We start from the raw sequence: 13,600 nt of genomic DNA on the forward strand, positions 1-13,600 counted from the left end.
ACCGATGACAATACACACGCGGCGGGGCCGCTACTACGAAGAGATGATCACGGGCGACGTGTTCCGGCACGACCCCGGAAGGACGATCACCGAGGCCGACAACGTGCTGTTCTGCAGCATGACGCTCAATGCCCAGACCTTGCATCTGGATGCCGTCAAGTCGGCCGAGTCCGAGTTCGGCCAGCGCCTCGTCAACAGCATGCTCACGCTCGCGATCGTGTGCAGCATCGGGGTTCCGGACCTTACGCAGAAGACGACGATCGCGAACCTCGGCTTCCAGGGGATCGACTTCCCGGCCCCGGTGTTCATCGGCGACACGCTCTACTGCGAGACCGAGATCGGCGTGAAGCGCCTCTCGGCCTCGCGACCGGGCCAGGGCATCGTCACCCTCGAGCACCGCGGTCACAACCAGGACGGGGTCCTCGTCTGCCGCGCCGTGCGCACCGCGCTCGTGCGCTGCATCCCAGAGGACGAGGCGATTCCCGCGTGACGGCGCAACCCGATCGGGTCGGCCAACGCATCGACGCGCTCGACCGCCGGTTGCGCGTGCTCGAGAGCGTGCGCGATATCGAAGCGCTCGCTGCGCGATACCACACGCTCTGTGACGGCGGATGGGCCGGGCCCAGTCACGCCGACCCCGATGCCCTGGCCGATCTGTGGACGCCGGACGGCGTGTACCGGATCAATCCGCGACGGCCGCCGTGCCGCGGGCGCGACGAGATCCGCGAGCAGTTCGTTCGGCTGCAGTCCTCGATGCCGTGGATCCTGCACACGTTCACCAACAGCGACATCGAGGTCGATCTCGACGCCGGCACTGCGACGGGCATCTTCAAGGGCATCGCCTACTACCGGCGCCGCGACGGCAACCACATCGTCGTCGGGTCGTACACCGGCGCGTTCGCACGAACCGGTGGCGGGTGGCGATTCAGCTCGTGGGTCGCCGACCTTGCGCACGGGTCGGTGCTGACTCCCGACGAGAGCACGGCGTGATCGTTCCCGGCGGCCCGTGGGGGGTGTGGTCGACGGGCCTCCGTCTGCGCGAGACGAGCGCCGCGGTGGATGCCGCGCTTGCACTCGAGGCAGCCGGCTACTCCGCGCTGTGGATGACGGGCGGCTTCGACAGCCCGTTCGAGCGCGTCCGCGCTCTGCTGTCGAGCACGACTCGCGTGACGGTGGCCACCGGCATCCTGAGCATCTGGTCGATGACGGCCGCCGAGGTGGCCACCGAGGTCGACGCTCTCGCGTCGCGGGAACGTGACCGCTTCCTGCTCGGGCTCGGCGTGAGCCACGCGAAGTTCGTCGACCGCGGCGTACCCGGGCGCTACCGCCGGCCCCTGACGCGCATGCACGAGTACCTCGACGACCTCGACCGCGCTGATCCCCTCCGCGCCAGTCGGACCGTGCTCGCCGCGCTCGGACCGCGGATGCTCGAGCTCGCGGCCGAACGGACCACCGGCGCCCACCCGTATCTGACGACGCCCGAGCACACTTCGTGGGCACGGGAGCTGATCGGCACCGAGACCTTCCTCGCTCCGACGCAGATGGTCGTTCTCGAGGCCGACCCGGCCACCGCGCGCGAGGCGGCGCGGCGCTACCTCGCGATGTACCTGGGGCAGCCGAACTACATCACGAGCTGGATGCGGCTCGGCTTCTCCGCCGATGATTTCGCCGCCGGGGGGTCTGACCGGCTGGTCGACGCCCTCGTGGCCTGGGGAGAAGAGGATGCCGTCACCACCCGTCTCCGCCGTCACCTCGACGCGGGCGCCGATCACGTCTGCATCCAGATGCTCGATCGCGAAGGCGGCTGGAAGGATCAGCCTCTCCCGGTCGGCGACTGGCAGCGCCTGGCCGAGGCCCTCGCCGGCTGAAATCGTTTGACGACTCCGCCCGCGCAGCCGTCAAAGGGCGTCGATGAGTTCGCGCATGAGCTGCGAGGGCGTGGTGTGGCGCTCCTGCGCCACCTCATCCAGTTTCGCGCGGCGCGCCGCGTCGAGGCGAAGGGTGAAGGGACGGGCCTGTGCGCCCACGCTGATAGGGCGGCCGGGCACCGAGGGACCGAGGTGCTTTCCGGTGTATCCCGTATCGGATTCTGCTTCGGCAGCCCACGACTCGATGTCTTCGTCTGTGAACGGAATCCCGTTCACGTCGCTGTACGTGCCCATTCGTCTACCTCCTCAGTCCAACCTCGATGAGAACCTTCTTCGTCGCGGGCATGGCGTGAAAGATCAGCCAGCCATCCGGTTCGTCTTCCACGGCGATGTACTCCAGCAAACGTCCGCTCGTATCCGTCCCGACACCCACCCACTGCACCGGGTGGGTGTCACGTGCGCGGGCTCGCAGAGTGCCTTCGAACGCCTCGATCACATCCGAAACCATCACCTCGGGGTGACAATCCGTGACCCTCGGATGCACTCGTACTCGCACCATCACCCCGCTCAATCATTTCGTACCACATGAGTGTAGTACGAAAACCGCCTCGCGGGCTCAACCTAGAGGGTGGCGGCGCTTCCCAGGACGAGCGTGCCCGAGCTCATGAACATCCCGCCGACGCCGGTCGCGACGCTGATGTCGACGCCGTCGACCTGTGCGGCCGCAGTGCCGCGCACCTGCCGCACGGACTCCTGAATCGCGAACATGCCGTACATGCCCGTGTGGGTATACGACAGGCCTCCGCCGTTCGTGTTGAGCGGCAACCGGCCGCCCGGGGCCGTGTTGCGGTCCTCGATGAAAGCGGGAGCCTCGCCCCGCCCGACGAATCCGAGATCCTCCAGGCCGTAGATGGGAACGTGCGCGAACGCGTCGTAGATCATGAGGTGGTCGACCTCGTCGCGGCGAACGCCCGACTGCGCGAACGCGCGCTCGCCACCGATGCGGATGGCCCGCGACGAGGTTAGGCTCTCGAGGCCCGCGACCGTCGACGATTCGCTGCTCTCGCCGGCGCCGAGCACGTAGACCGGCGACGACGACAGGTCCTTCGCGCGCTCCGCCGAAGTGATGACGAGCGCTCCCCCGCCGTCGGTGACGAGGCAGCAGTGCAGCAGGTGGATCGGGTCGGCGATGACGGCGGATGCGAAGACGTCGTCGACCGTGATGGGGTCGCGGAGCTTCGCCCGGGGGTTCCGCGACGCCCACTCGCGCTGGATCACGGGCACCAGAGCGAGCTGCTCCCGTGTCATCCCGTAGTCGGCCATGTAGCGGCGCACGCCGATCGGGAACAGCGAGGGAGCCCCGACGGGCCCGTACGGCACCTCGAACTGTCCCATCAGCGACTGGGGCGCGGGCGCCCACGGCACCATCCCGACCCGCGAGCGGCCCGACTCGCCGTGCGTGACGAGGACGGTGTGGCAGAGCCCCGCTGTGATGGCGGCCATCGCGTGCCGCACGTGGAGCATGTACGACGAGCCGCCGACGTTCGTCCCATCGAGGTACTCGGGCACGATTCCGAGATAGTCGGCGACATCGACCGGCATCTCTCCCGCCGACGCGACGCCGTCGACGTCAGCCGGCGTCAGCCCGCAGTCGGCGAGCGCGTTGAGCGCGGCATCCACGTGCAGCTCGAGAGCCGATTTGTCGGGGATGCGACCGAGGTCGGTGCTTTCGGCGGCTCCGACGATCGCCACTGCTCCGCGCAAGGTCACTTCTGCGCCACCTCCGGCTCGAAATACAGCACTTTTCGGTCGCCGCGCTCCTCGAAGACCGCACGGAGCGGAACATCGATCTCCAGCTCGGCCGGATCGGTCGTGGCGATACCCGCCAGCATCCGCGGCCCTTCCGCCAGCTGGACGATGGCGAGGGCGTAGGGCGGCTCGAACCCCTCAGGCCCGCGCTGATTGACGACGAACGACAGGAGCGTCGCGGTGCCCGCCGCGTCGACGAGCTCGATCGAACGGCCGCCGCAGCGCGGGCACGAGCTGCGCGGGTACAGGAAGAACGAGCCGCAGTCCCGGCATCGCGGCACGGTCAGCCGGCCGAGGTCGATGCGGTCGAACCACTCGCGGGTGTCGGGGGTCGGGAGGGCGACGGGCTTCATGGCATCACTTCGCGATCAGATCGGGCAGGAGGTGCTTGCGGAGCTTGCCGTTCTCTCCGCGTGGCAGCGCGGCCACCACCTCCACGCGGCGGGGCATCTTGAACCGCGCGAGGCGTTCCGAGAGGAACTCGAGCAGCGGTGGGGTGCTTTCGGCGGGCGACAGCGCAAGCGGAGAATCAGGCACGGCTTCGACGACGGCGCAGACCGTCTCGCCCCATTCGGGATCGGGCAGTCCGATCACACCCGCGTCGCGGACGTCGGGGTGCGCGAGCAGGGCTGCCTCGATCTCGGCAGGGTAGATGTTCACGCCGCCGGAGACGATCACCTCCGACACACGGGCGAGGAGGTAGAGGTAGCCGTCGTCGTCGATGCAGCCGACATCGCCGACGGTGACGAAGTCGCCGTGCCTGCCGGCCTCGGTCTTCGTCGGGTCGCCGCGGTACTCGAACGCGTGCGCACCCATCCGCAGGAACACGGCCCCGCTCGTACCGGCGGGCACGTCGTTGCGCGACGCATCGAGGATCCGCACCTCCGCGCCGGGCTGCGCGCGTCCGACACTCCCGGGGCGCTCGAGCCACTCGAACGAATCGATGACCGTGCCGGCGGCTTCGGTGGCGCCGTAGTACTCCCAGATCACCGGACCGAACCACGCGATCATGTCGCGCTTGACGGCCTCGGGGCAGGGGCCGGCGCCGTGCACGAGGTTGCGCATCGAGCTGACGTCGTAGCGCGAGCGCACGTCTTCGGGCAGCCGCAACAGCCGATGCAGCTGGGTGGGCACCATATGCGTGGTCGTGACGTGTTGATCCTGGATGAGGCGGAGCACCCCTTCCGGATCGAACGACTCGGTGAGCACCACCGCGTGTCCGAAGTGGAGGGATGTCACGGCCAGGCCGCTGACCGCCGTGTGACTCAGCGGCGACGTCACCAGGTGCACGCCCGAGGCGAGCGGCTCGATGCCGAACATGCCGAGCTGCCACCTGGCGCCCGCTTCGAAGACGTCATCCGGGTCGCCGGTGGCGAGCTTGCGCGCCACACCCTTCGGGCGACCGGTCGTGCCCGACGTGTAGCCGAGGAATGCCCCCGGTGTGCGATCAGCGGGAGCGTAGACAGGATGTCGCGGCAGCACCGTTCGGACATCCTGGAAGCCGTCATCCGTGCCGAACGAGAAGCACACCTCCGGCGCGATGCGGCCAGCCAGGGCGGCCTCGTGCACGACGCGCGCGAACCTCGACGAGGTGAAGAGCGCCACGGGAGCGGCATCCTCGACGATGTACGCGATCTCGGCGGCTGTGAGAGCGGTGTTGACGGGCACGTAGTACGCCCCCGACTGCTGGCATGCGAGCGCGAGTGCGAGCGCGAACGGCTCGTTCGCGACGACGCCGACCGCCCGGTCGCCCGCCGTCATCCCGAGGCTCTTCAAGAGGTGCGAGAGGCCGTTGGACCACGCCAGCAGTTCTCCTCTGCTGACGATCGTGCCGTCGGAGCGGACGACAGCCGGGGCGCCGGGGTCGTCGGCGGCGAGTCGCCAGAATCCGAGGCCCGTCATCGTGACCCGGCTCCGCCGATCTCAGCGAGGAGATCGCGCGCGAGTGCGCGACGCAGGCTCCGCGTGGTTCCGTACGCGGCCGAGAGACTCATGGCCCGTTTGAGCCAGATGTGCAGGTGGTACTCCCACGTGAACCCGATCCCGCCATGGAGCTGGAGCGCATGCACGTTCGCGAGGTGAGCCGCGTCACCGGCGTACGCCTTGGCCGCCGCTGCGCGGCGGAATCCGGCCGGCTCCCCGGCACCGTCGATGGCCGACAGCGCCGCCGACCTGGCCATGTCGGCCATCACGGCGACGTCCGCGATCTTGTGCTTGACGGCTTGGAACGACCCGACGGGCCGATCGAACTGCCGGCGCAGGGTGACGTAGTCGACCGTCAGCTCGAGGAGGCGATTGGTCGCTCCGGCCAGCAGGCAGGCCGCGCCCGCGATCGCAAGCGCGCGGGCGTACCGGATGCTGTCCGCAGAGACGGGGAGCGCAACGCCCTCGGTGCGGTAGGCCACCGCGGTGACGGGGCGCAGGGCGTCGAGTGAGTCCAGGTCGGTGATCTCGAGCTGATCCGCGGTGAACACCCGGACGCTGTCGTCCTGCCCGATGTCGAGCAGGAGGTCGGCGTCGCGGGCGAACGCCACGTGCGGTGCTCCGTCCAAGCGGATGGCGACGATCGCGTCGCCCGCGGCGACGCGCTCGAGCCACGCCGACGCCTCGGGCCACGACGAAGCACCCAGGACCGTCGCGGCGACGACCGCCGTCTCGAGGAAGGGTTCGGGAGCCGCATGGCGTCCGAGGTTGTAGAGCACGCCGGAGAGGTGGGCAGGCGTGAGGCCGATGCCACCGAAGTCTTCACCTACGATCGCGGAGATCAGCCCGGCCTCTGCCAGTCGCCCCCACAGCTCGGGGCTGTGGGCGCGCCCCTGGTCGAGACACCCGCGCAGATGCTCGACGGAGCAGAACCTCTCGAGCAGATCGTCGCTGAGCTCGGCAAGCTCGCGACGCTCGGTGTCGACGTCTGTCTCGATCATTTGCGGCTCTCCATGGGAAGACCGAGCACCCGCTCGCTGATGATGTTGCGCTGGATCTCATTGGTGCCGCCGAAGATCATCGCGGCACGCGAGTACCAGTACCGGTGATGCCAGTTCGCCCACGCGAGGCGCGTGCGATCGTCGGCTCCGGGGATCGCACTCGGGTCGCCGACCACGGCAGCATCGTCTTCGAGCAGGCGGAGCCCCGTGTCGAAGATGTCGAACTGCATCTGCGTCCAGTAGATCTTGTTGATGCTCGCCGTCGCCGTGAGGTCGACGCCCTGCTCGGCGAGGTCCGCGAGGCGGTACACGTTCGCGCGGTAGACCTCCGTCTCGACGAGCACTCGGCCGAGGTCGTCGAGCGCTGCCGAGTCGTCTTCGAGCCCGCGCGCCGCGACGAGGCGCGCGAGATCGCCCACGTCCTTCGAGTACTTGGCGTGGTCGCCGAACACAGCGCCGCGCTCGAATCCGAGCGTCGACATGGCGACCCTCCACCCGCCGCCGATCTCGCCGACGACGTTCTCCACCGGCACCCGCACATCGGTGAAGAAGATCTCGGCGAAGCCCTTCGTGCCGTCCACCATCGTGAGCGGCCGCACCTCGACGCCGGGCGAGCGCAGGTCGATGCAGAGGAACGTGATCCCGTCGTGCTTTCGGATGCTGCCGGCGACCGGGTCGGTACGCACGAGCGCGAAGATCCAATCCGAGAACCCGCCCATCGACGTCCAGATCTTCTGCCCGTTGACGATGAACTCGTCGCCGTCGCGGTCGGCGCGGGTGCGGAGCGATGCGAGGTCCGAGCCCGACTCGGGCTCACTGAATCCCTGGCACCACACGGTGCGGCAACTGAGGATGTCGGGAATCCAGCGGGCGCACTGCTCGGGCGTGCCGTGCTGCATCAGGACGGGTCCGAGCAGATACAGGCCGCCCATGTTCACCCGCTCGGGAGCACCCGCACGGTAGTACTCCTCGCCGAACACGATGGAGCGGCGAGGGCCCGCGTCACGTCCGCCGTACTCCGACGGCCAGTCGATCGCCGCGTACCCGCCTTCGTACAGCACGCGCTCCCAATCGCGATGCAGTGCGAACCCGGCCGGATCCGTCCAGGTCGGGAGCGGCTCGGCCGGCACGTGCGCCTCGAGCCATTCACGCACTTCCAGGCGGAAGTCGTCGATCTCGGTGTCGGACTGGATCTCGGAGCCGGGGTACCCGCTCATGCTGCGAGCCCGAGCACTCGGGAGGCCGCCGAGAGCGTGTCGGCGTACGTGGCGGTGTCGGTGCGCAGCGAGATGTTCACGGCATCGGCGCCCAGCCTCGCGTAGCCGTTGACGATCGCGGGAAGCGCCTCCAGATCGCCGCTGAATCGGAGTCCGGCGATGACCTTCTGCTCTCCGACCTCACGCGAGCCCGCTTCGAGGTGCCGACGGTACGTGGCGTAGTGGTGCGCGAATTCGGGGAGGGTGAGGTTCCACGGGTACCAGCCCGTCGCGACCTGCGCCGCGCGCCGGATCGCCGCGGGCGAGTGCCCTCCGACGAGCATCCGCGGAAACGGCCGCGACGCAGCCGGATAGACAGCCTCGTCCGACCAGAGCTTCTGCATCTCGATCATCATCTCCTCGCACCGCCTGCCTCGTGTCGTGAAGTCCGTTCCGCACGCCTCGAGCTCTTCCGATGACCAGCCGACGCCGACGCCGAGGTCGAATCGATCGTCCGTGAGCTCGCTCACCGTCATGAGCTCGCGCGCGATCACCTTGGGATTGCGCAACGGCAGCAGCATGACCGAGCTGCCGAAGCGAAGCGTCGTGGTCGCGTCGCAGACGTACACAGCCGTCTGGAACAGGTCGAGAAGCCCTTGATCTGCGGATGCCTCGACCTGCGCCGTGCCGTCGACCACCTTGTTGTGCACCTCGGCGGTGGTGGGATCCGTCGCCGAGGGGGCGGCCGGATAGGGATAGGCCGATGCGTAGTGGTCGAAGAAGAGGATGTGCTCGGGTAGCCAGATCCCCGCGAATCCGCGGTCCTCCGCGGTCTTCGCATACGCCTGGATGAACTCAGGACCGCGCTCCGGGGTGCCGTCGAACAGGTCGACGAGCCCGATCTGCACGGGCTCGCCCTTCAGTGTGAGAGCAACCACGTCACTTCACCATCGCCGTGATCTGGTCGGGGGTCGGGATGTGGTCGAAGAACGCCACGACTTCGTCGACGCCGAGCTGCTGCGCAGCGTCCAGAGCTGCGGGATGTGCATCGGCCGGCACGACCCACGTCCGTCGGACGGCGTGCGCCGCGTCGCCGAGCACGTCGGTCAGCACGTCCGCAGACCGCTTCACGTCGTCGGCTCGGGGCGACCAGACCATCCACCCCGCCGGGGTTGCGCAGGCGCCTCTGTACCTGGCGAGCGAGTCGGCCGACGTGGCACGGAGGTGAGTCACGGGGATCCGGTCTCCGATCGGCTTGGGAAGCGCGATCGCTCCCTCGAATGAAACGAAAGGGCCGGAATAGCCCGCCCGGCTCTGAGTCCAGAGCGCATGCATCGCGGCCGTCTGATCGATGGCCTGCCCGAGGTGGTCCTCCGGGTCCTGCCGCAGGGGGTCGGCCAGGGGCGCGGGGGGCGGTGCGAGATCGATGCCGTGCTCGAGCCGCCCGCCGCTGAACCAGTCGAGCGTCGCGATCTGCTTCGCCCGCACCGGCGCACTGTAGAGCGACGGGATGTCGCCGGAGAGGCCCACTCGCAGAGTGGTGGTCGAGGTGACCACCACGTGCAGCGCGAGCGTCGCATCGTGCGATCTTCCGTCGAGCACCTCCCGGTCTCCGGGAGCCCACCACGAGGCGAGCGCGCTGTCCTGCGCTGCGCGCGCCGCCTGGTGGAGAGCGTCCCGGAGCGACAGGTCACCCGTCGGCCGGAGAGCGCATGCGAGACCGACCTCCGGCGACATCCCTGTCGCCACCGTCACTTATCCCACTGCTTGAGCGTTCCGTCCTTCTGCCAGACCAGGTACTCGCCCGGTCCGTCGAGGCTGGCCTGCCCGCCTTCGTAGGTGAGCGTGCCGTACACCGAGTCCTGCGTGGTGACCTTCGAGAGGGCGTCTGCGACCTTCTGGGGGTCGGGGTCTCCCGCGCCCTTCAGGCCCTGGGCGAGCAGCCACATCGCCGTGTAGCCCTGTGCGCCGTACATATCGGGTGTGGCGTTGTACTCGGCCTCGTAGGCCTTGACGAAGTTGACCGCGGTCTCGTTGTCGTTGAAGCCGGCGTGGAAGGGCGACATGAAGATCGTGCCGGCAAGTCCGCCGCCTGACGTCGTGAACAGTGCCTCGCTGTCCACGCCGTACGTCGTGAGGAACGGCTTGTCGTACCCGCGCTCGCGCATCGACTTCGCCAGCAGAGCCGACGGGGTGCCGAGCGTGGAACCGACGACGGCGTCGGGGTTGAGCGACTCGATCTCGGTCGCCGCCTGGGTGTAGTTGGTGTCTGCGGCCGAGGTCTCGATCACCTTGAGGACGTCGACGCCGTTGCGCTCGAGTGCGGCCTGCCACACCTTGGAGTCGCCCACCATTCCGTCGTTGTCGGCTGTCACGACGATCACGGCCGTCTTGATCTTCTCGCCAGGTACGACGGCGTCGACGAACTGGTCGTACATTCCGCCCTTCTGCGAGGGCAGGATCACCGAACGATAGATGTAGGGCGGATCGGCGAGTCCTGCGAGGATCGCGGAGGTCACGACAGCGGGGGTCGACTTGGCCGTGATGACCGGGGCGAGCGCGCCCGCCTCGGACGACAGACCGCAGCAGAGGATGCCGGATGCTCCGTCAGCGGCGTACTGGTTGAACAGGGCAATCGCCTGCGCAGGGTCGCCCTTGATGTCGTCGATCTTCAGATCGATCTTCGAGCCCTCGCCGAGATATCCGCTCTCGTTGATCTCCTTGACGGCGAGCTTCGCGCCGTCCGAGATGGGCACGCCCGCGAACGCGGCCGGTCCGGAGAGGATGGCGGGGAATCCGACGACGTAGGTGACGGCGGCTGCGCTGCCACCCGGCGCCGGCGTGTCGGACGCGCATCCGGCGAGTCCGACGAGCGCTGTGACGGCGACGGCGGCCATGACAGCGCGCCTCCGCAATGTGCGAGTGATTGCGTTCTGAGACATCTTTGTCCCTTCTTCGGGTTGGGTGACACCAGTGGTTTGTGAAGCAAGCACTTGATTTTGACACACGGTGCGTCGCGACGCAATGGCCGTTACCTCCTCGATACGAGGCTCAGCCGGGTGCGGACTCCGTGACGGAGCGAGGCGCCGTCACGGGCGCGAGCTCGACGTGACCGCGGTCGATCACCACATCGCCACCATCGGTCAGCACGCGGAAGGATGCGCCGCCCTCGACGCGCCAGACGTGCAGGCGCAGCGCATCACCGGGGAACACCGGCCGAGCGAATCGGCCCGACATCCCGCGGAACGCGGCGACGTCGCCGGCGCACAGCTCGCCCACGAGCAGTCGCGCGGCGAATCCGTACGTGCACATGCCGTGCAGGATCGGGCGAGGAAAGCCCCCGCGCGCGGCGAACGCAGGGTCGGAGTGCAGGGGATTCCGATCACCCGTGAGGCGATACAGGAGCGCCTGGTCGGGCCTGGTGACGAAACCCACCTCGGCGTCGGGCGCGCGGTCCGGAGGCGACCATGCGGCGCTCGGGCCGCGTTCTCCGCCGAACCCGCCCGCGCCGCCCAGGAATGCGCCGGTGCGGCTCCGCGCGATGAGACGATTCGTCTCGATGTCGCGGAGCTCGGTCTCGGTCCAGACGATCGCGTGCGGATCCTTGTCCCACATCTCGGTGATCGTTGTCGTCACCTCGGCGCGTCCCTCCGGTGCGATCGGGCCTTCGACATCGAGGGTCTGCTCGGCGTGGACCGCTCGCGTCGGATCGTAGGTACCGACATCCGGCATTCCGTTCGCGAACCCCAGCACGACAGCGAAACTCGGTATCACCTGCTGGGGGATGCCTTCGGTGTTCTCCGTCGTGAACGCCAGCTCGGCGGATGGGTCCACCTGGCCCGCGCCGACCGCGAGCGCATACAGGAGCGACTCCTTCGTCGTCCAGGTCACCACCTCCGGCTGCGATCGGAAGCCGAGGCGCGAGACGTCGAGGGCCATGGTCAGAACCCGCTCGCCGCAGCGACGAGCGTGCGGTGATGCGTCGGCGTCCCGTAGAGGGCCCGCTCTGCGACGACGCGGCGGAAGTGGTGCGAGACCTCGTGTTCCCACGTGAATCCGATGCCGCCGTGCACCTGGACCGCTTCGCGCAGCACCTGCATCGCAGCGTCGCCCGACCGCACCTTCGCCGCCGAGGCGGCGAAGTCCCACTCGGGATCGGCCGGGTCGGTCGATACCGCGGCGATCACCGCGCTGTACGCGGTCTGCAGCTCGCCGTACATGTCCACGAGCTTGTGCTTGATGCTCTGGAACGACGCGATCGGGCGACCGAACTGCTCCCGCACGACGGCGTATTCCAGAGCCAGCGAGTACGCCCGGATGGCCGACGCGAGCAGGTCGACGCCGGTCAGCAGCGCTCCGGTGAGCCATGCGTCGCGGACGGCTGCGACCGTTTCGGCGCCGGACGAGACGATCACGGCCTCCGCGTGCTCGAATTCGATCGTCGCGAGTCCTCGGCCGGGGTCCACCGCGTCCATCGGAGTGCGGGTCACGCCGGCCGTGGCGCAATCCACACGCGCGATGTGAGCGACGCCCTCGTCATCCACGGCGGGCACCAGGATCACGTCCGCGTGCATGCCGCTGTCGACGAAGGTCTTACGGCCGTCGATCCTCGCAATATCGCCCGCATGGGTGAGGCGGGCCGTCGCGTCGAGGGACGCTCCCCGTTCGTCCTCGTGAAGGGCCACCACGACGATGACGGCATCCTCGGCGATCTCGCGCAGCAGACCGCAGCGATCGCTCGGGTCCACACGCCTCAGAAGCGTCACGGCGACGCCGGCGGTCGCCACGAGCGGCCCCGACCATCCGCATCGCGCGGCCTCCGCGATCGCGGCGGCGAGCTCGACGAGCGTCCCGCCCTGACCGCCCAGGTCATCGTCGACGAGGAGACCGGCGGCACCGACCTCTTCAGCGAGCGCTCGCCACAGGGTCGGAGCCCCCGCAGCGGGTTCGCGGTCGGCGTCCCATGCGCAGCGTTGATCCATGAAGCGCCCGAAGACCGGACTCAGGTCGGGACTGATCGGCGGGAACATGATTCGGACTCCTCGGTGATGACGGTGGGCCTATAAACAAGCGCTTGCTTTATTTATTTGATGGCGATCTGCGACGGGGAGGACCGCGCCGCGGCCCCGCACGAGATCAGCTCGGCGCGCGAACGCCGTCGAGAAGGATCGCCTTCTGGATGAAGATGATGTGGTCGATGCTGACGCGACCACGAGGGTCGAACCAGCGGATGACGGCCTGAATGGCCCCCATCACGGTGCGATAGATCATGCGCGGGTCGATGTCGGCACGCAGGGCGCCACTGTCGATGCCCTCCTGGATGGTGCGCAGCCAGATCTTCTCGATCTGCGCCTGGCGCTCCAGGATCCCCTGCATCGGGCCGACGTACTGCCAGTCGTTCTGCAGGATCGTGAGGTGCTCACGGTGCGTGACCGTGCCGCGGAGCGCCTCGGCGACGAGTTGCTCCAGTCGCTCGACGGGACGTTCGGTCGCTTCGACGGCGCGCTCGTAGGCCCGGATCTGCATGTCGAGGTACTCGACGAGCACCTGCTCGACGATCGACTCCTTCGAGTCGAAGTAGTAGTACAGGCTGCCGGAGAGCATGTCGGCCTCGTCGGCGACGTCGCGCACCGTGGCCGCGGAGAATCCGTTCTCGGCGAAGACCTTCGCGGCCGCGCGGATGATGACTTCTTTGCGCGCGACACCCGCCGGCGAGCCTGCAGAACGGCGTCGGGTCGTTGTCACGATGCGCTTCCTCTCTGGTACGGGACCGCGTCTTTCCGGAAGCCTACCCAAGGGCTCC

The 13,600-nt window shown here is 68.5% G+C and carries 16 protein-coding genes; 3 read left to right on the forward strand and 13 right to left on the reverse strand.

Annotated elements, in window-relative coordinates:
* Positions 1-4 precede the first annotated feature (4 nt).
* Genes F6B43_RS12410 through F6B43_RS12420 form a run of 3 tightly spaced genes read left to right on the forward strand, consistent with a single transcriptional unit; the run spans position 5 to position 1,868 of the window.
* Positions 5-490 carry a MaoC family dehydratase gene (locus F6B43_RS12410; protein ID WP_150449228.1) on the forward strand — a complete coding sequence of 162 codons (486 nt, stop codon included), beginning with the start codon at positions 5-7 and terminating at the stop codon, positions 488-490.
* On the forward strand, positions 487-990 hold the full coding sequence (locus F6B43_RS12415; protein WP_170285649.1) for a nuclear transport factor 2 family protein: 504 nt from the start codon (positions 487-489) through the stop codon (positions 988-990). Before F6B43_RS12410 ends, F6B43_RS12415 begins: the two co-directional genes overlap by 4 nt.
* Positions 987-1,868, forward strand: a complete 882-nt coding sequence (locus F6B43_RS12420) for a TIGR03620 family F420-dependent LLM class oxidoreductase (RefSeq protein ID WP_211368127.1) — start codon at positions 987-989, stop codon at positions 1,866-1,868. The genes F6B43_RS12415 and F6B43_RS12420 overlap by 4 nt, the downstream gene beginning before the upstream one ends.
* A 30-nt stretch (positions 1,869-1,898) precedes the next feature.
* On the opposite strand, the gene F6B43_RS12425 is transcribed toward F6B43_RS12420, so the two are convergent.
* The 13 genes from F6B43_RS12425 to F6B43_RS12485 all read right to left on the reverse strand — a co-directional run bounded on the left by F6B43_RS12425 (position 1,899) and on the right by F6B43_RS12485 (position 13,542).
* Positions 1,899-2,162 carry a ribbon-helix-helix domain-containing protein gene (locus tag F6B43_RS12425; RefSeq protein WP_150449230.1) on the reverse strand — a complete coding sequence of 88 codons (264 nt, stop codon included), beginning with the start codon at positions 2,160-2,162 and terminating at the stop codon, positions 1,899-1,901.
* A 4-nt stretch (positions 2,163-2,166) separates the two neighbouring features.
* On the reverse strand, positions 2,167-2,364 hold the full coding sequence (locus F6B43_RS12430; RefSeq protein ID WP_246159930.1) for a hypothetical protein: 198 nt from the start codon (positions 2,362-2,364) through the stop codon (positions 2,167-2,169).
* 125 nt (positions 2,365-2,489) lie between these two features.
* On the reverse strand, positions 2,490-3,638 hold the full coding sequence (locus F6B43_RS12435; RefSeq protein ID WP_211368128.1) for a thiolase C-terminal domain-containing protein: 1,149 nt from the start codon (positions 3,636-3,638) through the stop codon (positions 2,490-2,492).
* Positions 3,635-4,030: a Zn-ribbon domain-containing OB-fold protein gene (locus tag F6B43_RS12440; RefSeq protein ID WP_150449231.1), complete on the reverse strand. Its 396-nt coding sequence runs from the start codon at positions 4,028-4,030 to the stop codon at positions 3,635-3,637. The genes F6B43_RS12435 and F6B43_RS12440 overlap by 4 nt, the downstream gene beginning before the upstream one ends.
* A 4-nt stretch (positions 4,031-4,034) precedes the next feature.
* Positions 4,035-5,579, reverse strand: coding sequence for an AMP-binding protein (locus F6B43_RS12445; protein WP_150449232.1), 1,545 nt, complete (start codon positions 5,577-5,579; stop codon positions 4,035-4,037).
* The gene (locus tag F6B43_RS12450; protein ID WP_150449233.1) at positions 5,576-6,601 is read right to left on the reverse strand and encodes an acyl-CoA dehydrogenase family protein; all 1,026 of its coding nucleotides are present in this window, start codon (positions 6,599-6,601) and stop codon (positions 5,576-5,578) included. Before F6B43_RS12450 ends, F6B43_RS12445 begins: the two co-directional genes overlap by 4 nt.
* Positions 6,598-7,818 carry an acyl-CoA dehydrogenase family protein gene (locus F6B43_RS12455; protein ID WP_150449234.1) on the reverse strand — a complete coding sequence of 407 codons (1,221 nt, stop codon included), beginning with the start codon at positions 7,816-7,818 and terminating at the stop codon, positions 6,598-6,600. Before F6B43_RS12455 ends, F6B43_RS12450 begins: the two co-directional genes overlap by 4 nt.
* Complete coding sequence (locus F6B43_RS12460) at positions 7,815-8,735, reverse strand: LLM class flavin-dependent oxidoreductase (protein WP_150449235.1); 921 nt, start codon at positions 8,733-8,735, stop codon at positions 7,815-7,817. The genes F6B43_RS12455 and F6B43_RS12460 overlap by 4 nt, the downstream gene beginning before the upstream one ends.
* Position 8,736: 1 nt before the next feature.
* Entirely contained in the window at positions 8,737-9,552 is an 816-nt protein-coding gene (locus tag F6B43_RS12465; RefSeq protein ID WP_150449236.1) for an LLM class flavin-dependent oxidoreductase, read from the reverse strand.
* Positions 9,549-10,694, reverse strand: coding sequence for an ABC transporter substrate-binding protein (locus F6B43_RS12470; protein WP_170285650.1), 1,146 nt, complete (start codon positions 10,692-10,694; stop codon positions 9,549-9,551). The genes F6B43_RS12465 and F6B43_RS12470 overlap by 4 nt, the downstream gene beginning before the upstream one ends.
* 154 nt (positions 10,695-10,848) lie before the next feature.
* The gene (locus F6B43_RS12475) at positions 10,849-11,736 is read right to left on the reverse strand and encodes a MaoC family dehydratase (protein ID WP_150449238.1); all 888 of its coding nucleotides are present in this window, start codon (positions 11,734-11,736) and stop codon (positions 10,849-10,851) included.
* 2 nt (positions 11,737-11,738) lie between these two features.
* Positions 11,739-12,827 carry an acyl-CoA dehydrogenase family protein gene (locus F6B43_RS12480; protein WP_150449239.1) on the reverse strand — a complete coding sequence of 363 codons (1,089 nt, stop codon included), beginning with the start codon at positions 12,825-12,827 and terminating at the stop codon, positions 11,739-11,741.
* A 106-nt stretch (positions 12,828-12,933) separates the two neighbouring features.
* On the reverse strand, positions 12,934-13,542 hold the full coding sequence (locus tag F6B43_RS12485) for a TetR/AcrR family transcriptional regulator (protein WP_170285651.1): 609 nt from the start codon (positions 13,540-13,542) through the stop codon (positions 12,934-12,936).
* Between the last annotated feature and the right edge of the window lie 58 nt (positions 13,543-13,600).

This window comes from Microbacterium rhizomatis, from assembly GCF_008710745.1.
In the GTDB taxonomy this organism is placed as follows: domain Bacteria; phylum Actinomycetota; class Actinomycetes; order Actinomycetales; family Microbacteriaceae; genus Microbacterium; species Microbacterium rhizomatis.